This window comes from Vibrio sp. MA40-2 (assembly GCF_047302445.1).
Lineage (GTDB): Bacteria > Pseudomonadota > Gammaproteobacteria > Enterobacterales > Vibrionaceae > Vibrio.
The window spans coordinates 222961-243884 of the sequence record NZ_CP178628.1 but is presented as its reverse complement, the minus strand read 5'-3'; the positions used below and the strand labels follow the sequence as shown (position 1 = coordinate 243884).

19 protein-coding genes are annotated in these 20924 nt (G+C 40.1%); all 19 read left to right on the top strand.

Translation table 11 applies throughout. From position 1 onward, the window contains the following. The first annotated feature begins 152 nt into the window (after nucleotides 1–152). The 19 genes from pyrH (at nucleotide 153) to ACLKML_RS08455 (ending at nucleotide 20919) form a co-directional block, all read left to right on the top strand. Complete coding sequence (pyrH, locus tag ACLKML_RS08545; protein WP_413284972.1) at nucleotides 153–884, top strand: UMP kinase; 732 nt, start codon at nucleotides 153–155, stop codon at nucleotides 882–884. A 35-nt stretch (nucleotides 885–919) separates the two neighbouring features. Beyond that, on the top strand, nucleotides 920–1477 hold the full coding sequence (gene frr, locus ACLKML_RS08540) for a ribosome recycling factor (RefSeq protein WP_413284971.1): 558 nt from the start codon (nucleotides 920–922) through the stop codon (nucleotides 1475–1477). 98 nt (nucleotides 1478–1575) lie between these two features. Further along, nucleotides 1576–2325, top strand: a complete 750-nt coding sequence (locus ACLKML_RS08535) for an isoprenyl transferase (RefSeq protein ID WP_413284970.1) — start codon at nucleotides 1576–1578, stop codon at nucleotides 2323–2325. Nucleotides 2326–2341: 16 nt separating this feature from the next. Further along, nucleotides 2342–3184, top strand: coding sequence for a phosphatidate cytidylyltransferase (locus tag ACLKML_RS08530; protein ID WP_413284969.1), 843 nt, complete (start codon nucleotides 2342–2344; stop codon nucleotides 3182–3184). Between the two features lie 72 nt (nucleotides 3185–3256). Further along, complete coding sequence (gene ispC / locus ACLKML_RS08525) at nucleotides 3257–4465, top strand: 1-deoxy-D-xylulose-5-phosphate reductoisomerase (RefSeq protein ID WP_413284968.1); 1209 nt, start codon at nucleotides 3257–3259, stop codon at nucleotides 4463–4465. Then, the gene (gene rseP / locus ACLKML_RS08520) at nucleotides 4462–5820 is read left to right on the top strand and encodes a sigma E protease regulator RseP (RefSeq protein ID WP_413284967.1); all 1359 of its coding nucleotides are present in this window, start codon (nucleotides 4462–4464) and stop codon (nucleotides 5818–5820) included. The genes ispC and rseP overlap by 4 nt, the downstream gene beginning before the upstream one ends. Before the next feature lie 105 nt (nucleotides 5821–5925). After that, nucleotides 5926–8346, top strand: coding sequence for an outer membrane protein assembly factor BamA (gene bamA, locus ACLKML_RS08515; protein ID WP_413284966.1), 2421 nt, complete (start codon nucleotides 5926–5928; stop codon nucleotides 8344–8346). 12 nt (nucleotides 8347–8358) lie between these two features. Beyond that, entirely contained in the window at nucleotides 8359–8868 is a 510-nt protein-coding gene (locus ACLKML_RS08510; protein ID WP_413284965.1) for an OmpH family outer membrane protein, read from the top strand. A gap of 3 nt (nucleotides 8869–8871) precedes the next feature. After that, nucleotides 8872–9891, top strand: coding sequence for a UDP-3-O-(3-hydroxymyristoyl)glucosamine N-acyltransferase (gene lpxD / locus ACLKML_RS08505; protein WP_413284964.1), 1020 nt, complete (start codon nucleotides 8872–8874; stop codon nucleotides 9889–9891). Nucleotides 9892–10042: 151 nt separating this feature from the next. Beyond that, nucleotides 10043–10474 carry a 3-hydroxyacyl-ACP dehydratase FabZ gene (gene fabZ, locus ACLKML_RS08500; RefSeq protein ID WP_413285861.1) on the top strand — a complete coding sequence of 144 codons (432 nt, stop codon included), beginning with the start codon at nucleotides 10043–10045 and terminating at the stop codon, nucleotides 10472–10474. Nucleotides 10475–10476: 2 nt separating this feature from the next. Further along, nucleotides 10477–11283 (top strand): acyl-ACP--UDP-N-acetylglucosamine O-acyltransferase, encoded by an 807-nt coding sequence (gene lpxA / locus ACLKML_RS08495; RefSeq protein ID WP_413284963.1) that lies wholly within the window; start codon nucleotides 10477–10479, stop codon nucleotides 11281–11283. A 105-nt stretch (nucleotides 11284–11388) separates the two neighbouring features. Further along, entirely contained in the window at nucleotides 11389–12543 is a 1155-nt protein-coding gene (gene lpxB, locus ACLKML_RS08490; RefSeq protein ID WP_413284962.1) for a lipid-A-disaccharide synthase, read from the top strand. Continuing rightward, nucleotides 12536–13150, top strand: a complete 615-nt coding sequence (gene rnhB / locus ACLKML_RS08485; RefSeq protein WP_413284961.1) for a ribonuclease HII — start codon at nucleotides 12536–12538, stop codon at nucleotides 13148–13150. The genes lpxB and rnhB overlap by 8 nt, the downstream gene beginning before the upstream one ends. 53 nt (nucleotides 13151–13203) lie before the next feature. Next, the gene (gene dnaE, locus ACLKML_RS08480; protein ID WP_413284960.1) at nucleotides 13204–16683 is read left to right on the top strand and encodes a DNA polymerase III subunit alpha; all 3480 of its coding nucleotides are present in this window, start codon (nucleotides 13204–13206) and stop codon (nucleotides 16681–16683) included. 149 nt (nucleotides 16684–16832) lie between these two features. Further along, complete coding sequence (accA, locus tag ACLKML_RS08475) at nucleotides 16833–17792, top strand: acetyl-CoA carboxylase carboxyl transferase subunit alpha (RefSeq protein WP_413285860.1); 960 nt, start codon at nucleotides 16833–16835, stop codon at nucleotides 17790–17792. A gap of 110 nt (nucleotides 17793–17902) precedes the next feature. Beyond that, complete coding sequence (gene tilS / locus ACLKML_RS08470) at nucleotides 17903–19216, top strand: tRNA lysidine(34) synthetase TilS (protein WP_413284959.1); 1314 nt, start codon at nucleotides 17903–17905, stop codon at nucleotides 19214–19216. A gap of 47 nt (nucleotides 19217–19263) precedes the next feature. Further along, a complete protein-coding gene (locus ACLKML_RS08465; RefSeq protein ID WP_413284958.1) occupies nucleotides 19264–19575 on the top strand; it encodes a c-type cytochrome in 312 nt (103 codons plus the stop codon). A 79-nt stretch (nucleotides 19576–19654) separates the two neighbouring features. Then, the gene (glnB, locus tag ACLKML_RS08460; protein WP_413284957.1) at nucleotides 19655–19993 is read left to right on the top strand and encodes a nitrogen regulatory protein P-II; all 339 of its coding nucleotides are present in this window, start codon (nucleotides 19655–19657) and stop codon (nucleotides 19991–19993) included. Between the two features lie 71 nt (nucleotides 19994–20064). Beyond that, a complete protein-coding gene (locus ACLKML_RS08455; protein WP_413284956.1) occupies nucleotides 20065–20919 on the top strand; it encodes an endonuclease/exonuclease/phosphatase family protein in 855 nt (284 codons plus the stop codon). The last annotated feature ends 5 nt before the right edge of the window (nucleotides 20920–20924 follow it).

The following is a 20924-nucleotide window of genomic DNA, read 5'->3' as shown; positions in this document are numbered from 1 at the left end:
GATCGCATAGAAAAGACCGTGGCCAAGGCTGCGGTCTTTTTATGACTGGCAAATACTATTTAGCTGTGATGAATTAAAGCTTGAGGTAATATTGAACTTAAGTGCTCATTCATGACGGTTAATTAATAACTCTACTTTGGAAGGTAAACTTCATGACAACAAATCCAAAACCCGCGTATCAACGTATTTTATTAAAATTAAGTGGTGAAGCACTTCAAGGTGAAGAAGGCTTTGGGATCGATCCAACGGTTCTTGATCGCATGGCTCAAGAAGTAAAAGAACTGGTTGAACTGGGTGTGCAAGTTGGTCTTGTTATCGGAGGAGGTAACTTGTTCCGTGGAGCTGGTCTTGCCGAAGCAGGAATGAACCGCGTAGTCGGTGACCACATGGGTATGCTAGCAACAGTGATGAATGGTTTAGCAATGCGTGATGCCTTACACCGTGCTTATGTCGATGCGCGTGTTATGTCGGCTATTCCTCTTAAAGGGGTATGTGATGATTATAATTGGGCGGACGCTATTGCTCAATTACGTCAAGGTCGAGTCGTAATTTTCTCTGCAGGTACAGGTAATCCGTTTTTCACCACAGATTCTGCCGCTTGTTTACGAGGCATTGAAATAGAAGCTGACGTGGTTCTCAAAGCAACTAAAGTAGATGGTGTATTTACTTCTGACCCAGTAGCAAACCCGGATGCAGAGTTGTATGATAAGCTGTCTTATAATGCAGTACTCGATAAAGAACTAAAAGTAATGGATTTGGCTGCATTCACATTGGCTCGTGACCACGATATGCCAATCCGTGTATTTAATATGAATAAGCCAGGCTCGCTTCGACGCGTGGTGATGGGCGAAACCGAAGGCACATTAATTAGCAGTGCTGAATAATTGCTCCTAATGAGTGTAAAGATTAAGGTGAAAAAGTGATTAACGAAATCAAAAAAGACGCACAAGAGCGCATGGAAAAAAGTGTTGAAGCACTAAAAAATACCCTAAGTAAAGTACGTACAGGACGTGCACATCCAAGCATACTTTCTGGTATCACTGTAGAATATTATGGTGCCCCAACGCCGTTGAACCAAGTAGCAAATGTTGTAGCAGAAGATGCTCGTAGCTTGGCTATTACTGTTTTTGATAAAGAGCTTACTCCTCTAATTGAGAAAGCCATCATGAAATCGGATCTTGGTTTAAATCCAATGTCTGCGGGTACGGTTATCCGTGTTCCTCTTCCTCCTCTAACAGAAGAGCGCCGTCGCGATTTAGTGAAAATTGTTCGCGGTGAAGCCGAAGGTGGCCGTGTTGCTATCCGTAATATTCGTCGAGATGCAAATGGAGATCTTAAAAGCTTATTAAAAGAGAAAGAAATCTCTGAAGACGAAGATCGTAGAGCGCAAGATGATATTCAAAAATTGACAGATGCTGCAGTGAAGAGTGTCGATGAAGTACTTGCTGCGAAAGAAAAAGATTTAATGGAAGTTTAATCGATTGTTTTTTCGTTTTGAAAAAAACGCTGTGCTTACAGCCCAGCGTTTTTTTTGTATTATCATTCTGAATAAATTGAACTTGTTAAATTATTATTATGCCTGATATTCCAGTTTCTTTATCTCACTTACCTAAACATATCGCTGTAATTATGGATGGCAATGGCCGCTGGGCCAAAGCAAAAGGTAAACCTCGAGTCTTTGGACATCGCGCCGGGGCTAAAGCCGTAAGAAAGACAATATCAGGTGCCGCCAAACTTGGTGCTAAAGCTATCACTATGTTCGCGTTTAGTAGTGAAAATTGGCGCAGACCAGAAGAGGAAGTCAATTTATTGATGGAACTCTTTGTAACGGCTCTGAGTAGAGAAGTAAAAAAATTACATAAGAATAATCTTCAACTGAGAATTATTGGTAATGTTAGTCAGTTCAATGATTCTCTTCAGCAAAAAATAGCAGAGGCGCAAGTACTCACAGCAAATAACACCGGAATGGTGGTTAACATCGCGGCTAATTATGGTGGCCAATGGGATATTACCGAAGCCGCTAAAGCGATTGCCGTTAAAGTTCAAGATGGCACCTTGCAACCTGGTGATATTACCCAAGACGTTTTTGCTGCCGAGTTGACTATGGCGGATTTGCCTGAAGTCGACCTCCTTATTCGAACCAGTGGTGAATGCCGTATAAGTAACTTTATGTTATGGCAACTTGCTTATGCTGAAATGTATTTTACCGACGTATTTTGGCCTGATTTTAACGAAGATAGGCTTGCAGACGCCGTGTCTTGGTACGTTAGTCGAGAAAGACGATTCGGCTGTACTGGTGAACAGATAAAATCTTTAATGGAATAAATTTAAGGTAACGCATTTGAAACAACGAATAATAACAGCGTTAATATTAGCCCCTCTTGCTGTTCTGGCTATTTTTGAGCTCTCTTTGCCTTTTTTTATCGTAGTTGCAGCCGGTATTACGATATTAGCTTTTTGGGAATGGGCTCAGTTTGTTGGTAGTCAATCACGCTATTTAGCGATGATTCCTACCTTATGCTGTTTTGCTCTCAGTTGTTGGTTTATACCAATTGATACACTGAGCTTAAACCAGTTAATGCCTTCTCACTTTGCTCTTCTTTTACTTGCTTCTGTTTGGTGGTTGGTAGCCAGCTTATTAGCGATTAGATACCCTAAATCTAAAGAATTTTGGCATAATTCTCAGGTGTTGAGACAAATTTTTGGCTTACTTACGATTTTACCCTTTTTTTGGAGCCTGCTCATTTTGCGGGCTCAAAATATTGATTTAGAGCCTTACCATGGCGCTAAGTTAGTCCTGTACGTTTGCTTATTAGTATGGGCGGCAGACAGTGGGGCATATTTTGCTGGTAGAGCGTTCGGCAAGCACAAAATGGCACCCCACGTCAGTCCTAATAAAACGATTGAAGGTTTAATTGGTGGGATTATTGTCGCCTTAATTGTTGGTTGGTGCACAGCAACCTGGTTTGATATTCCGTTCTCTAGTGTTAGCAGTATGGTTATGATCACTTTGATCACTGTGATCATTTCAGTATTGGGTGATCTAGTTGAAAGTATGCTAAAACGAGTTTCAGGTATTAAAGATAGCAGTAATATTATTCCTGGTCATGGTGGCGTACTTGATCGAATAGATAGTTTAACCGCTGCTTTTCCAGTATTTACACTGTTGTATTTCACAATTTAGTCAACTTAAGAGGCAATCTATTCGCCTCTTAAGTACTCTACTCTTCTTCCCATTCACAATGGTTTTTTCTTGATGCAAAACATGACGATTTTAGGTGCGACTGGTTCAATTGGCAGTAGTACATTAAAGGTTATCTCTGAAAATCCTGATAAATTTTCGGTGGTCGCTCTTACCGCAGGAACGAACGTCGAGGCGATGAAAGCGCTCTGCGTTAAATGGAGGCCTAAGTATGCAGCGATGTCTGATGAACAAGCTGCAAATAGATTAGGTAAGGAGCTTAAGTCTCTGCAAATACCAACCGAAGTGGTTGCCGGGGAAGCTGGTTTATGTTTTGTTGCATCATTAGATGAGGTTGAGTGTGTTATGGCGGCAATAGTTGGGGCCGCAGGGTTAGCTCCTACTATGTCGGCAGTAAAAGCAGGCAAACGTATTTTATTGGCTAATAAAGAAGCGTTGGTTATGTCGGGTCAATTATTTATTGAAGCGGTTAATAAATATGGTGCTCAATTACTTCCAGTTGACAGCGAACATAATGCGATATTTCAGTGCTTACCGGAACAGGTGCAAAATGACGTAGGCTATTGTGATCTCGATGCTCATGGTATTGATACGATATTATTGACAGGGTCTGGTGGGCCGTTCCGTTACACCAACGTTGATGAATTACAGCTGGTGACGCCTGAGCAGGCAGTCGCGCATCCTAATTGGTCTATGGGGCCAAAAATATCGGTTGATTCAGCAACAATGATGAATAAAGGCTTAGAATTTATTGAAGCCAAATGGTTATTTAACTGCCAAAAAGAACAATTAAAAGTCATCATTCATCCACAATCTGTGATTCATTCTATGGTGCAATATCGAGATGGTTCTGTACTCGCACAAATGGGTGAGCCTGATATGTGCACCCCCATTGCGTTGGCCATGTCCTATCCAGAACGAATTGCTTCTAGTGTTGGAGCGCTTGATTTTACCAAAGTAGGTGAACTGACTTTTCTAGAGCCTGACTATTCTCGATACCCTTGTTTAAAGTTAGCTATAGAGGCCTGTTACCAAGGTCAACATGCTACAACGGCGATAAATGCAGCAAACGAAGTCGCAGTTAACGCATTTTTGAATAAACAACTGAACTTTATTGATATTGCTGTTGTCAATGAACGAGTACTTTCAAAGGTTTGTTCAGATAACTATCAACTAAATACAGATAACTTGGAAAGCCTACTAGAGCTAGATAGAATAGCTCGTAAACTTGCTTTAGAAGTGATTAGAGAACGCTCACTATGATTGATATTTTGTGGAACTTTGCCAGCTTTATTATTGCCTTAGGTATTTTAGTTGCTGTGCATGAGTTTGGCCACTTTTGGGTAGCACGTAAGTGTGGTGTAAAGGTAGAGAAATTCTCTATAGGCTTCGGCAAGTCGTTATGGAATAAAATAGGTAAAGATGGAACGGAATACAGTTTGTCTCTTATCCCTCTTGGTGGTTATGTCAAAATGCTTGATGGCAGGGTAGATGATGTTCCTGAATCGATGCAGCAATATGCTTTTGATAAAAAGCCACTTTGGCAAAGGACCGCAGTTGTCTCTGCTGGACCGATATTTAACTTTTTGTTTGCTATTTTTGCTTATTGGTTAGTGTTCTTGATTGGAGTTCCAACAATAAAGCCAGTAATTGGAGAGGTTGCACCTAATTCTATTGTTGCTCAAGCAGGAATAACATCAGGAATGGAGCTTACTTCTATTTCAGGTGTAGAAACCGTTAACTGGGAGTCGGTAAATATGGGATTAGTCTCTCATATTGGCGACGAACAGATGGTTATCACGGTTCGTCCTGCGGATGGCTATGGAATAGAAGAAACAAAGACTTTAGATTTAACACAATGGCGCTACGATCCAGAAAGTCAGTCTGCTATGCAGACATTGGGGTTTTCGCCGTATAGACCTGAAATTTATACCTCTGTAGCGTTTATTTCAGAGGACAGTGCAGCTTATGCGGCTGGTTTTTCTGTTGGCGATAAGATTCTTTCCATTGATGGTAATCAAGTTGAAGATTGGCAACAAATAGTTAATACCATTAGTGGCTCAGCTAACAAAACGTTAAAAGTTGAAGTTGAAAGAGAAGGAACAAATCAAACGTTGTTGTTGACGCCAGCTAGTCGAGAGTTGTCGGATGGCAATGTTATTGGCTTCGCGGGCCTTTCTCCAGTTATGGCTGAGTGGCCAGAAGAGTATCGATTCGATCTACAATTTGGTTTGTTTGAATCATTCGTTAAAGCAACCGAAAAAACTCAGCAAGTTATCAGCTTAACATTTAGTATGCTGAAAAAACTGGTTGTTGGTGACGTGGGATTGAATAACCTGAGTGGTCCTATATCGATAGCTAAAGGTGCAGGTGCAACGGCTGATTACGGGCTAGTTTATTTCTTAGGTTTTTTAGCATTAATAAGTGTGAATTTAGGCATCATTAATTTAATGCCATTGCCTGTATTGGACGGTGGTCATTTATTATTTTATGCCATTGAAGCGGTTATCCGCCGACCTGTGCCTGATAAAGTACAGGAAATGGGCTTTCGTGTTGGAGGAGCAATCATATTTTCTCTAATGGCGATTGCTGTTTTTAACGATTTTATGCGTTTGTGATATCGATATATTGAAGTAAGTGGGATTGAAATTTTCAATCATGTTTATTAACAATATAATTCAACAGAAAGCAATAAGAAGTATCAAGGAATAGTCAGCACTGGTATGACAATTAAGCAATTATTACTCACTGCTCTTTTAATAACTAGCTCGACAGTTAGTCGTGCAGAGCAAGAACAGTTTATTGTAAAAGATATTAAAATCGAAGGATTACAAAGGGTTGCATTGGGTGCTGCTCTTTTGAAAATTCCTGTGCGAGTTGGTGATAATATTAATCAGCAGGATGTGGCTGATACGATCAAAGCCCTGTATGGCTCTGGTAACTTTGAAAACGTCAGCGCTTTAAGAGATGAGGGCGTATTGGTTATTCAGGTTAAAGAAAGACCAACGGTCGCCAGTATTTCATTTTCTGGAAATAGTGCGATAAAAGATGAGCAATTGGAGCCAAATTTAGACGCCTCTGGTGTGCGTGTAGGTGAAGCACTTGATCGCACTACATTAAGCCAAATCGAAAAAGGTTTAGAAGATTTCTATTATAGTGTTGGAAAATATAATGCCACCGTTAGAGCGGTAGTTACGCCACTACCGCGAAACCGAGCGGATCTAAACTTTGTCTTTTCTGAAGGTGTATCGGCAAAAATTCAGCAAATTAACTTTATCGGGAATGAAGTTTTCACCGATGAGGAGTTATTATCACGCTTTGATTTAAACGTTGACGTTTCATGGTGGAACTTTCTTTCTGATGATAAGTATCAGAAGCAAGTTTTAGCAGCTGATTTGGAAGCGCTAAAATCCTATTACCTTAACCAAGGTTATTTAAAATTTAAGGTTGCCAGTACTCAAGTTTCAATTTCTCCAGATAAGAAAGGTGTTTATATCACCTTGAATATAGATGAAGGCCAACCTTATACCGTTGAAGGGGTTGATTTTAAAGGGGAGTTGATAGGAAAGAAATCCGAATTTGAACAAATGGTTCCATTCGAAGATGGTGACTTATACAGTGGTGCTTTGGTCACCGCATTAGAAGAAAATGTAAAGAAAACCATGGGTGAGGCTGGTTATGCTTATCCCAATGTACGTACTCAACCTGAGTTTGATGATGAAAATCAAACGGTAAAACTTACCATTCATCTACAAGCTGGTAATCGAATCTATGTGCGAGATATCCGTTTTACTGGTAATAACTCAACACAAGACGAAGTATTACGACGTGAAATGCGCCAAATGGAAGGCAGTTGGCTGAACTCTAAAGCAATAGAAACCAGTAAATCTCGACTGAGTCGCCTCGGCTTTTTTGAAACTGTAAACGTACAAACCGTAAGAGTGCCAGGCACGGATGATCAGGTTGATTTGGTTTATTCTGTCAAAGAAGCGAACTCAGGTAGCATCAACTTTGGTGTTGGTTACGGTACGGAGTCTGGTGTAAGCTTCCAAGTAGGCTTACAGCAAGATAACTTTGCCGGAACTGGTAACCGAGTTGGTATTAGTGCTAGTACAAATGATTATCAAGATAATATAACCCTTGAGTACCGAGATCCTTATTGGAACTTAGATGGTGTTAGTTTAGGCGGAAAAGTTTTTTACAATAAATTTGAAGCTTCTGAAGCGGGTATCGTTGATTATACCAATGAAAGTTACGGTACTAGTTTAACTTGGGGTTTTCCGTTTGATGAGCTCAACTTTTTTGAAATTGGTCTAGGCTATACACATAATAAAATTTCCAACCTTGATTCTTATGTTCAAATTGAGCAGTTTCTTCAAGCTCAGGCAGATAATATTAATAGTTCAGGGGAACTTGCTGTTAATGATTTTGATGTTACGCTGACGTGGACTCGTAATAACCTAAACCGAGGTTACTTCCCTACCGCTGGTAACCATCAAAGAGCGTCTTATAAAGCAACTATACCTGGAACGGATGTTCAGTACTTTAAAGCTCAATATGATGTTCGCCAATATATACCATTAACCAAAAAACATGAATTTACCTTACTATTAAGAGGTCGTTTAGGTTACGGTAATGGTTATGGAACGTCAGATGACGGTAATGATAACTTATTTCCGTTTTATGAAAACTACTACATGGGGGGCTTTTCATCTCTAAGAGGCTTTGGCTCAAATTCAGCCGGTCCAAAAGCGGTTTATGATGAAGGCATAGGTAATAACCCTAACTATACCGCGACCGATGATGCGGTTGGTGGTAATGCGGTTGCTTTGGCAAGTATCGAGTTGATTTTACCAACGCCATTCTTGTCAGAAGAAATGCAAAGCCAAGTGCGGACTAGTGTATTCTTTGATATAGCAAGTGTTTGGGATACCGAGTTTAATTATCTAGAAGAGAATATTTCTTATGGTGAAGATTACTATTATGATTATTCAGATCCACTTAACTACCGTTCGTCTTATGGTGCAGCATTACAGTGGATGTCTCCGATGGGACCATTAGTATTTTCTATTGCAAAACCAGTCGAAATATATGAAGGTGACGATGAAGAATTCTTTACTTTCACAATAGGCAAAACTTTTTAAAAGGAACATGTTTTGAAAAAATTAGTTAAAGTTGTTGGCGCAAGTCTTATCATTATTAGTTCGGCTTTTTTTGCTAATGCAGCAGAAGCCGCACAAAAAGTAGGCTACATCAGCACCAGTTATATCATTAGTAAGTTGCCTCAACGTGAAGCTATCGTGAAAAAATTACAAGCTGAATTAAAAGATGACAGAGCGGAATTAGAAAAACTTCAAGCTGAAATATCGACAAAACACCAAAAAATTCAACGTGATGGTGCTTTACTTGGTACAGAAGGTGTTGAGAAGCTCGAAATTGAGATCAGTAAACTCAACGCAGAGGGTCAAATCAAGCAGCAATCGTTTAAGAAAAAAGCGCAATCTCTTGATATGCAGTCACGTCAAGAAATGCTGAAAATTATTCAAGAAGCAACGTCAAAAGTCGCTAAGAAAGAAGGTTTTGACATGGTAATTGATAGCCAAACGCTTCTCTATGCCTCAGACGATTCTGATTTAACCAAAAAAGTACTAGCAGAGCTGAACTAAAATATGGCTACAGTTACTCTCGCTGACTTAGCAGCGATTACAGGGGGCACAGTACATGGTGATAGCACTATAACTATTACGTCTGTTGCTCCGATGGACAGGTCAGGAACTGGGCAGATCACTTTTTTATCCAATGTGAAATACCGTAAACATTTGGGTGAGTGTCAAGCTTCGGCGATCATGGTCAAAGAATCTGAATTAGCACTCTGTAAAACCAATGTTTTAGTGGTTAATGATCCCTATCTTGCTTATGCACTTGTTGCTCAAGCACTAGACTCTACTCCTAATCCTGCCTGTAGTATCCACCCTTCTGCAGTCATTGCCGATTCTGCGTCTATCGCTTCAGGCGTTACCATTGGAGCCAATACGACTATAGAAGCGGGCGTAACATTAGAGGAAGATGTATCGATTGGAGCAGGTTGCTTTATCGGTAAAAATAGCGCCATAGGTAAAGGTAGTAAGCTTTGGTCGAACATTTCGATATATCATGATGTTCAAATTGGTGAGAACTGTCTTATACAGGCCAATACCGTGATCGGATCGGATGGTTTTGGCTATGCAAATGATAAAGGTGAGTGGGTTAAAATTCCACAAGTTGGCTCAGTGAGAGTAGGAAATCGTGTAGAAATTGGTGCATGTACTACTATTGATAGAGGGGCGTTGGATGACACGGTTATTGAAGACAATGTCATTCTAGATAATCAGCTGCAAATTGCGCATAATGTGCAGATCGGATATGGTACCGCGATTGCTGGTGGTACAATTATCGCAGGCAGCACGTCAATCGGTAAGTACTGCATTATTGGTGGCGGGGCGGTTATTAATGGTCATATACAAGTTACAGATCAGGTAACCATTACCGGCATGAGTATGGTGATGAAGAGTATTGCGACTAAAGGGGTATATTCTTCAGGGATCCCTGTTCAGCCAAATAAAGAGTGGCGGAAAATGGCCGCTCGCACTCATCGTATTGACGAAATGAATAAGAGACTGAAAGAAGTAGAGAACCAACTGAAAGCGTAATGCGATTAATTTCTACTAATTCTTCTTAAAGGTCTGCAAGTCGCGGGCCTTTTTCGTTTATAATGCTTTTATATATGATGCTTTATTATTGATGATAATAATCAATTGAATTGTTTATAGGAATATGGCTTTGACAACTGAAAAAAAAACTATGGATATCACTAAAATTAGAGAGTTACTTCCTCACCGTTATCCATTTTTATTAATTGATCGTGTTACCGAATATGTAGAAGGTAAACACCTTATTGGTTTGAAAAACGTATCAGTAAATGAACCTCAGTTTACTGGACACTTTCCTCAAATGCCGATTTTTCCTGGTGTACTAATACTAGAAGCGATGGCCCAAGCAACGGGTTTGCTTGCTTTCGCTACCTTTGGTGCGCCAACAGAGAACGAGTTGTACTATTTTGCTAGTATTGATAACGCAAAATTTCGGAAACCAGTCGTGCCCGGCGATCAACTCGTCATTGAAGTTGAGTTTATTAAAGAACGCAGAGGTATTGCCTTATTTACTGGAGTAGCCAAAGTAGATGGTGGTGTCGTGTGTTCAGCTGATCTAAAATGTGCCCGTAGAGAATTCTAATTATGATCCATGAAAATGCTCAGGTTCATCCAAGTGCGATTATCCACTCAAGTGCCATCATAGAAGAAGGTGCTGTTATTGGGGCCAATGTCAAAATTGGTCCGTTTTGTACTGTTGGCAATAAAGTAGAGATTGGACAGGGTACAGAGCTTCTTTCGCATGTTGTGGTGAAAGGACCAACAAAAATTGGTCAAGATAACCGTATATTTCAATTCGCTTCTATTGGCGAAGAGTGTCAAGATCTTAAGTTTGCCGGCGAAGATACTCGCTTAGAAATCGGCGATCGTAATACCATTCGTGAAAGTGTGACAATGCATCGAGGTACTATCCAAGATAGTGGTTTGACTAAAGTGGGCAACGATAACTTGTTTATGATTAACGCGCATATAGCACACGATTGTATCGTGGGTGATCACTGTATTTTTGCGAATAATGCTACGTTAGCTGGCCATGTTACCGTAGGAAAAAATGCGATTATCGGTGGGATGAGCGCTATCCATCAATTCTGTCATATTGGTGACCATGCAATGTTAGGTGGTGGATCTATTGTGGTTCAAGATGTGCCTCCTTACGTTATGGCTCAAGGCAATCATTGCGCTCCTTTTGGGATAAATATCGAAGGTCTTAAACGTCGCGGTTTTGAAAAGAAAGAAATCCATGCCATTAGAAGAGCATACAAAGCACTATATCGAAGCGGTAAGACGTTAGAAGAAGCCAAAGTAGATATCGCTAACGAAGCGCAAGATTTTGCTGCCGTTCAGTTATTCTTAGCCTTTTTAGACAAATCTGCTCGTGGCATCATCCGTTAAGTACTTTTTTATACAGGCTTAACTTATTAAAGATCGTAACCTGTGTTGCGGTCTTTTTCGTCTTAGTAATAAGTGAGTTTAGGCTAAGTTAGGGAAACGAAATTTATGCAGCAATCTCGTCCTTTTACTATTGGTATCGTTGCCGGTGAACTTTCAGGTGATACGCTTGGGGAAGGGTTCATAAAAGCGATAAAACAGACAATACCTGATGCACAATTTGTTGGTATTGGTGGCCCCAAAATGAATGCGTTGGGTTGCCAATCGTTGTTTGATATGGAAGAGTTATCTGTTATGGGCTTGGTCGAAGTACTTGGTCGTTTACCAAGACTTTTAAAAGTAAAAGCCGAATTAGTTGACCATTTTACTGCTAACCCACCTGATGTATTTATTGGTATCGATGCCCCTGATTTTAATCTTCGTTTAGAGAAAACGCTTAAAGATGCAGGTATTAAAACAGTTCATTACGTCAGTCCTTCGGTATGGGCTTGGCGACAAAAAAGAATTTTTAAAATAGAAGCTGCGACCAATCTAGTATTAGCATTTTTACCATTTGAAAAAGCATTTTATGACCAATACCAGGTGCCTTGTGAATTTATTGGCCATACTTTAGCCGATGCGATCCCATTAGAAAGCCCTAATAAACAAGCACGACAAAAACTCAATTTACAACAAGACAAACAGTGGCTCGCTGTTCTTCCGGGTAGTCGCGCTAGTGAATTAAAAATGCTTGCGCAACCTTTTATTGAAACCTGTCAAAAGTTACACCAAAAAAATCCGGATCTTGGTTTTGTGGTGGCACTAGTTAATGAAAAAAGAAGAGCGCAATTTGAGCAAGTCTGGCAAACCATCGCGCCTGAGTTATCTTTTACCCTAGTAAATGATACGGCTAGGAACGTGATAGAAGCATCTGATGTGGTGCTATTGGCTTCTGGAACCGTTGCGCTTGAATGCATGTTAATCAAAAGGCCAATGGTAGTCGCCTATAACGTGAATCCTATCACCGCATTTATTGCCAAACGACTAGTTAAAACAAAATTTGTCTCTTTACCCAACATCTTAGCAGACCAAGAACTGGTGAAAGAATTTATCCTAGAAGAGTGCCATGCTGATAATTTATTTACTGAAGTTGATAGACTGCTTTCGAGTGATAATAAGCAAATGTTAGACAAATTTACTGAAATGCATCAATGGATCCGAAAAAATGCCGACAAACAAGCGGCATCAGCAGTTTTAAAACTAGTAGGTAAAGAACATGAATAAAGAATTTCCTCCGTTTGAATACCCTACCGAGTATCAGTTGTTCGCTGGCGTTGATGAAGTAGGGCGAGGCCCATTGGTAGGCGATGTTGTGACTGCCGCTGTTATTCTTGATCCAAACAACCCTATTTTAGGATTAACCGATTCGAAAAAATTATCGGAAAAAAAACGTTTAGCTTTGTTTCCTGAAATTCAACAGAAAGCAATATCATGGTCTGTTGGTCGCTGTTCTCCGCAAGAAATAGATAAGTTAAATATCTTGCATGCTACAATGCTCGCTATGCAACGTGCCGTGAATGGGTTATCTATCCAGCCAGAATTTGTATTGATTGATGGTAATAGAATACCGAATTTATCTATGCCGGCTCAGGCGGTAGTGAAAGGTGATTTACGTGTGGCGGAAATTAGCGCCGCCTCGATTTTAGCTAAAGTGATTCGCGATCAAGAAATGGAAGTGTTAGACCAGCAGTACCCAGAGTTTGGTTTCGCGCAACATAAGGGTTACCCAACTAAAGCGCATTTTGCTGCAATTGATAAGCATGGTGTCATCGAGCAACATAGAAAAAGTTTTAAGCCAGTAAAAAAAGCGCTTGGCTTACTAGAATCGTAAACGTTAAATGGAATTTTTTATCGTCAGCAATGAATACCGAGTAATCAAAAATAATGTCAGAACCTAAATTTATACACCTACGTGTTCATAGTGACTATTCCATGATCGATGGAATATCTAAAGTTCCGCCGTTAGTTAAAAAAGTAGCAGAATTAGGCATGCCAGCGATGGCATTAACTGATTTCACTAACTTGTGTGGCTTAGTTAAGTTTTATTTTACCGCACATGGCTGTGGTGTTAAGCCCATTATTGGTGCTGATTTTGTTATGCAGTCAGATGAGTTTGGCGATGAACTCACTACTTTAACCGTTCTAGCTAAAGATAATAAAGGCTACAATAATCTTACTTTACTCATCTCTGAAGCTTATCAACGGGGCCATATTCAGCATAGACCAGTGATTGATAAAGCGTGGTTAGTCAATCACAAAGAAGGGTTGATTGTACTTTCCGGTGGGAAAACCGGCGAAATCGGTAAAGCACTGCTTAAAGGCAATCAAACTCTCGTTAATAAATGCGTTAATTTTTATGAGACTTATTTTCCTGAGCACTTCTATCTCGAGCTAACAAGGACAGGTAGAGCGGATGAAGAGAGTTATCTTCATTTCGCCATTGAGCTAGCGGAAAACACCGAGTTACCCGTTGTAGCAACTAACGAAGTGGTTTTCTTGAATGAAGAGCAGTTTGACGCGCATGAAATACGCGTTGCTATTCATGATGGTTACACCTTAGTTGATCCTCGTCGACCTAAAAATTACAGCGCTGAACAGTATTTACGCACAGAACAAGAAATGTGCACCTTGTTTGCTGACATACCTGAGGCATTAGCGAATAGTGTTGAAATTGCCAAACGTTGTAATGTAACGGTTCGTTTAGGAGAAATATTCTTACCTAACTTCCCAACAGAAGGGATGAAGATAGAAGACTATTTGGTTAAAAAATCCCAAGAAGGTTTAGAACAACGCTTGGCATTTTTGTTTCCTGATGAACAGGTGAGGTTAGAGAAGCGGCCCCCTTATGATGAACGGTTACAAATTGAATTAGATGTTATTAACCAAATGGGATTCCCTGGTTACTTCTTGATAGTGATGGAGTTTATTCAGTGGTCAAAAGATAATCTTGTTCCTGTTGGTCCCGGTCGTGGTTCCGGTGCAGGTTCATTAGTTGCCTATGCGCTGAGTATTACCGATTTAGATCCCCTTGAATATGATCTGCTATTTGAGCGTTTTCTTAACCCTGAACGTGTTTCTATGCCGGATTTCGACGTTGATTTCTGTATGGACAAACGCGATAAAGTAATAGAACACGTTGCTGAAATGTATGGTCGTGATGCGGTATCTCAAATCATCACTTTTGGTACTATGGCTGCCAAAGCGGTTATCCGAGATGTAGGACGAGTTCTTGGTCATCCTTATGGTTTTGTTGACCGTATCTCTAAACTTGTTCCACCTGATCCAGGAATGACGTTAGAAAAAGCCTTTAAAGCCGAACCGCAACTACCTGAAATCTATGCTGCCGATGAAGACGTTAAAGAACTCATTGATAAATGTAGGATATTAGAAGGGGTCACACGTAATGCCGGTAAACACGCTGGAGGCGTGGTCATTTCACCAACCACAATTACCGACTTTGCTCCTATTTATTGTGATGCTGAGGGTAATTTCCCCGTTACCCAGTTTGATAAAAACGATGTTGAAACTGCTGGCTTAGTTAAGTTTGACTTCCTCGGTCTACGTACGTTAACTATCATTGATTGGGCTCTGGGCTTAATTAATCCTCGTTTAGAAAACGAAGGTAAGCCACCAGTTCGTATTGAATCGATTCCTTTAGATGATCCTCGTTCATTTAAAGTGTTGCAAAACTCTGAAACAACCGCAGTATTCCAACTTGAATCACGTGGAATGAAAGAGCTGATTAAGCGGCTTCAGCCAGACTGTTTTGAAGATATTATTGCATTAGTGGCCTTATTCCGTCCTGGTCCCTTGCAATCGGGCATGGTAGATAACTTTATCGATCGTAAACACGGTCGAGAAGCTGTCTCATATCCGGATGAAACATGGCAACATGAGTCATTAAAAGAAACCTTAGAACCCACTTATGGCATCATCTTGTATCAAGAACAAGTTATGCAAATAGCCCAGATTCTTGCTGGATATACCTTAGGCGGTGCCGATATGTTGCGCCGTGCTATGGGTAAGAAAAAACCAGAAGAGATGGCAAAGCAACGTTCTGTATTTAAACAAGGTGCCATAGATAACGGTGTTGATGGCACCTTGTCGATGAAAATTTTCGATCTTGTAGAAAAATTTGCCGGTTATGGTTTCAATAAATCACACTCCGCCGCCTACGCATTAGTGTCGTATCAAACACTTTGGTTAAAAACACATTATCCGGCTGAATTTATGGCAGCGGTAATGACTGCTGATATGGATAACACCGAAAAAGTAGTCGGTTTGGTTGATGAATGTATCCGCATGAAACTAACGGTTTTACCGCCTGATATTAATGCGGGTGTGTACCGTTTTAATGTTGATGATACTGGAGCCGTGGTATACGGTATTGGTGCAATTAAAGGGGTTGGTGAAGGACCGATAGAAAATATTATTGAAGCCAGAAATCGTGATGGTCATTTTAAAGATCTTTTCGATTTTTGTGCTCGTATCGACCTTAAAAAAGTCAATAAACGAGTAATAGAAAAGTTGATTCAAGCAGGTGCATTAGATAGATTGGGCCCACATCGGGCTGCCATGATGGCGTCGGTTGAAGCTGCAGTAAAAGCAGCAGGTCAGTACCATCAAGCAGAAGCTTTTGGTCAGTCAGATATGTTCGGAGTATTAACGGACGCACCTGAAGCGGTCGAGCAAGCGTACGCTCAAGTGCCAGCATGGCCAGAAAAAGTTTGGCTAGAAGGTGAACGTGAAACATTAGGATTGTATTTGACCGGGCATCCCATAAATGCTTATTTAAAGGAACTTGCTCGCTACACCAGCTGTCGATTAAAAGATGCGACACCGACTAGAAGAGATCAAAGTCTTACTTTAGCGGGATTAGTTATTGCCGCAAGAGTGATGACGACCAAGCGTGGATCGCGAATTGGATTGATGACACTAGATGACCGTTCTGGGCGAATAGAAGTGATGCTCTATTCAGATGCTCTCGATCGGTATGCAGAATTGTTACAAAAAGATAAAATATTGGTCATTTCTGGACAGGTCAGCTTTGATGACTTCAATGGTGGCCTTAAACTGTCTGCTCGTGAAGTGATGGATATTGGAGAGGCTCGTGAAAAATTTACTCGAGGTTTATCTATTTCTATTATGGAATCACAGATTAATAACCAGTTCTTTGAACGGTTTAGTAGCATATTAGAACCACATAAAGCGGGAACCGTTCCGGTTAATGTCTACTATCAAAGGAAAGATGCTAGAGCGAAACTGGCATTAGGAACAGAATGGCGTGTAACGCCGAATGACGATCTAATAGACGAATTAAAACAATTACTTGGAAAGAACCAAGTAGAACTCGAATTTAACTAAATCCAGATGCGATAACCTTAACTATATTAGTTTAAAGTTAACAATATTGTTCAAAGTTAGCTATATTGATATAAAGTTAATTATATTGATATATCGTTAATTCTATCAATATAAAGGGTTATTAGCGGCTGAATAACAAAGGATTCATGATGAGCCTGAACTTTCTAGAATTTGAAAAGCCTATTGCTGAACTAGAAGCAAAGATCGAAGCACTTAGAGATGTATCGCGTCATGGTGGCGATATATCGGTGGATCTTGATAAAGAGATTTCTCAATTAGAAGAAAAAAGTTTAGAGTTAAAAAACAAAATTTTTAACGACTTAGGTGCATGGCAAGTTGCTCAACTTGCTCGTCATCCAAAACGCCCATATACATTAGATTATGTCGAAACCGTCTTTACTGAGTTTGAAGCCTTGGCAGGTGATCGAGCTTATGGTGATGACAAAGCGATTATTGGTGGCATGGCACGTTTAGATGGTCGACCAGTAATGGTTATCGGTCATCAAAAAGGACGTGAAACTAAAGAAAAAGTACTGCGTAACTTTGGCATGCCGAAACCAGAAGGATATCGTAAAGCCTTACGTTTAATGCAAATGGCTGAGCGTTTTAATATGCCAGTCATTACCTTTATTGATACTGCGGGCGCGTATCCTGGTGTGGGTGCAGAAGAGCGAGGTCAGTCAGAAGCGATAGCAAGAAATTTAAAGGTTATGTCTGGTTTAAAAGTGCCTGTGATTTGTAATGTCGTTGGTGAAGGTGGTAGTGGTGGTGCATTAGCTATTGGTGTTGGTGACTATGTTAATATGCTTCAATATTCCACTTACTCGGTAATTTCTCCGGAAGGGTGCGCCTCTATTTTATGGCGTGATTCGGATAAAGCCCCACAAGCTGCTGAAGCGATGGGACTTGTCGCTCCGCGTTTGAAAGAACTAGAGCTCATCGATGAAATCATTGAAGAGCCACTAGGTGGTGCGCATCGTGATCCAATTCAAATGGCTGAAAATATAAAGGCCACACTGATTAAGCAATTAGATGAGTTGGTCGAAATGGAAAATGATGATCTGCTAGAACGTCGTTACCAACGTTTGATGAGCTATGGCTATTGTTAATAGTATTGATTGTCTACGGCGGCTAATAATAGCGCGCGAAGTAGCGTAATACGGTAGAATAAAACGGACTTTTAAGTCCGTTTTTTACATCGACAAATAGAGGTTACACTTTGTTAGATTCGGTTATCTCATCCATTGAAAAGTATCGTCAACCGACCAGTCGAGTCATTCTTGCGTTAAGTGGTGGTGTTGATTCTACAGTCTTACTCGATCTGTTGGCTCAGTATCAAGCACAAAATCAATCAGTGACTTGTTTTGCTATCCATATTCATCACGGCTTAAGTGACAACGCAGATGACTGGGTTGAATGTTGCCAAAAATGGTGTGATGAATATCAGTTACCGTTAGTTACTGAGAGAGTTGAACTCAATTTAAGTGGACAAGTTAGCCTTGAGCAAGAAGCTAGAAATAAACGTTATCAAGCTCTAGCAAAGCATATTAATAAAAATGATTTACTACTCACTGGCCAACATTGTGATGACCAACTGGAAACTTTTTTACTGGCGTTAAAAAGAGGCAGTGGTCCCAAAGGGCTGTCAGCAATGCCGAAGATTACGGAGTTTTCAGATGGTTGGTTACTTCGGCCGCTGTTAAATGTATATCGTGCAGACATTGTAAATTATGCGCAACAAAAAAAATTACAATGGATAGAAGATGAAAGTAATCAAGATACTAAGTTCGATCGTAATTTTTTACGAAATGACATCATTCCTAAATTAAAAAAGCGTTGGCCAACTATTGCCAAGTCAGTATTACGTAGTAGCCAACTTTGTGCTGATCAAGAAGCACTAATTAGTGAACTACTTATAGAGCGACTAACACAATATACCGATAATGATGGTGGCTTGTGTATTGCTCAACTTCAAACGCAAAGTGAACTAGCCAGAAACCAACTGTTGAGACTCTGGCTTGCCAAGCAAAATTGTATAATGCCTTCGTTAGTGCAATTACAATTAATTTGGCAGCAAGCCGCTTTGGCCAAAGACGATGCCAATCCAACCATTAATATTACTTCGGGACAAGTTCGTCGTTTCAGAAATAGGCTGTACTGTGTCCAAAAGTCTTCAGATGTGACTTGGTGGTCTTCTGCTCTGTTTATTGATAAAAAGATACGCTTGCCAGATTCATTGGGACAAATTTGTTTAACGAGAAAATCCAGCGCTGGCACCTTATCATTGCGTGAACCAAAACAACATGAACAGGTTCGTGTACATTTTAATCCGACAGGTTTAGTTGCTCATCCCTCTGACAGAGGGCATAGTCGAAAACTGAAAAAACTCTTTCAAGAATATAACGTTCCAAGTTGGTTAAGAACCAGAACGCCGATAATTATGTATGAGAATGAGGTCGCCATGCTAGTAAACCTCTTTGTGTGCAAAGATTTTCATGGTGATGATTGTGAAATTCAATGGGATAAAGTATAAAAGCATAAGATAAAAAATAAAAAAATTCTTAAGTATAAGGAAGCATTATGAGTAAAATTGTCGCAGGGTTAGTTATAGTAACAGCCTTATTGAGTGGGTCAGTATTCGCTGGCGATCCAGAAGCAGGTAAAGCTAAGTCTATGATATGTGCAGCTTGTCATGGTATGGATGGTAAATCGGTTATTGATGGCTACCCTAACTTAGCAGGACAGAATGAGAAGTATATCATTTCTTCAATTAAAGCTTACCGCTCTAAGCAAAGAACGGGTGGAAATGCTGCGATAATGCAACCACAAGCGGCTATTTTGAATGATCAAGATATTGAGAACTTAGCCGCTTATTATTCACAGATGAAGTAAGCCGATTAACTCATTAGCTTTATTCGTTTTTATCAGTACAATTAGCAGTATTGTCGTATAAGTAGATTAAAGGATTAACATGAAAAAGATTGAAGCGATCATTAAACCATTTAAGTTAGATGATGTTAGAGAAGCTTTAGCTGAAGTCGGCATTACAGGTATGACGGTATCTGAAGTTAAAGGGTTTGGACGTCAAAAAGGGCATACTGAATTATATCGTGGCGCTGAATACGTTGTTGATTTTCTACCTAAAGTAAAACTTGAAATCGTGGTTAATGCTGATGTTGCCGATCAATGTATTGACACGATTATCCAAACATCGCAAACAGGAAAAATTGGCGACGGAAAGATTTTTGTTACTAATGTTGAACGTGTGGTGCGTATTCGTACTGGCGAAGAAGATGAAGACGCCATCTAAATTATATAATTAGAAAGGAGCCAAGGCTCCTTTTTTTGTCGGTCTTTGTTTATCTACTTGTCTATTTAGTAATGAAACCATTCATAAAAAAGCTTCTCACCGTTTATTTTTTGCTAGCAGTACTAGGTTTATTACTGTTTAAACTCATATTTGATGTGCCTCAGCAGCCTCAGCAATTTGTTATAGGCAGTAATCAAGATAGTGTGGCCCCACTTTGTTATCACAATGCTTCACCGGTACCCGTTGACAACAATGGCCAATTGAATCTATTAGTTTGGAATATATATAAACAAAATAGAAGTAACTGGAATGAAGCGCTAGACGCCTTTAGCCAAAAAGCCCAACTGTTGTTACTTCAAGAAGCCAGTCTATCGGATGAGTTCAAATCTTGGATAAAAAAACAAGCATGGGATAGTAATTATCTTCAGGCATTTTCTGCTTTTGATACCAGTGCTGGAGTGGTTAACTTAGCCAACCAATTTCCAAGCACCGCTTGTGGTTATAGCGCGATGGAACCTTGGCTTCAACTACCTAAGTCGGGGCTGTACGCTGAATATCTGTTATCTAATGGGCAATCACTTGCTGTAGTCAACATTCATGCAATTAATTTCACTTTAGGTACCAAAGACTATCAACAACAAATCCAAGCTTTGAAGCAAAATCTGCTGTTACATTCTGGCCCGATCATTGTTGCAGGAGATTTTAATACTTGGAGTGAAGATAGGTTGGTCAGTTTACGCCAACAACTGGATGTATTGCAGTTAACAGAAGTAAACTTCATACCTGATAATCGAAAACGCTTTTTGAATGGTATGCCTCTTGACCATGTTTTTTATAAAAGACTCACTCTTATCAGTGCAGAAGCGCCTGTTACCGACGCTTCGGACCATAATCCGCTATTGGTTAGCTTTGCACTAAATAAGTAGCTTAA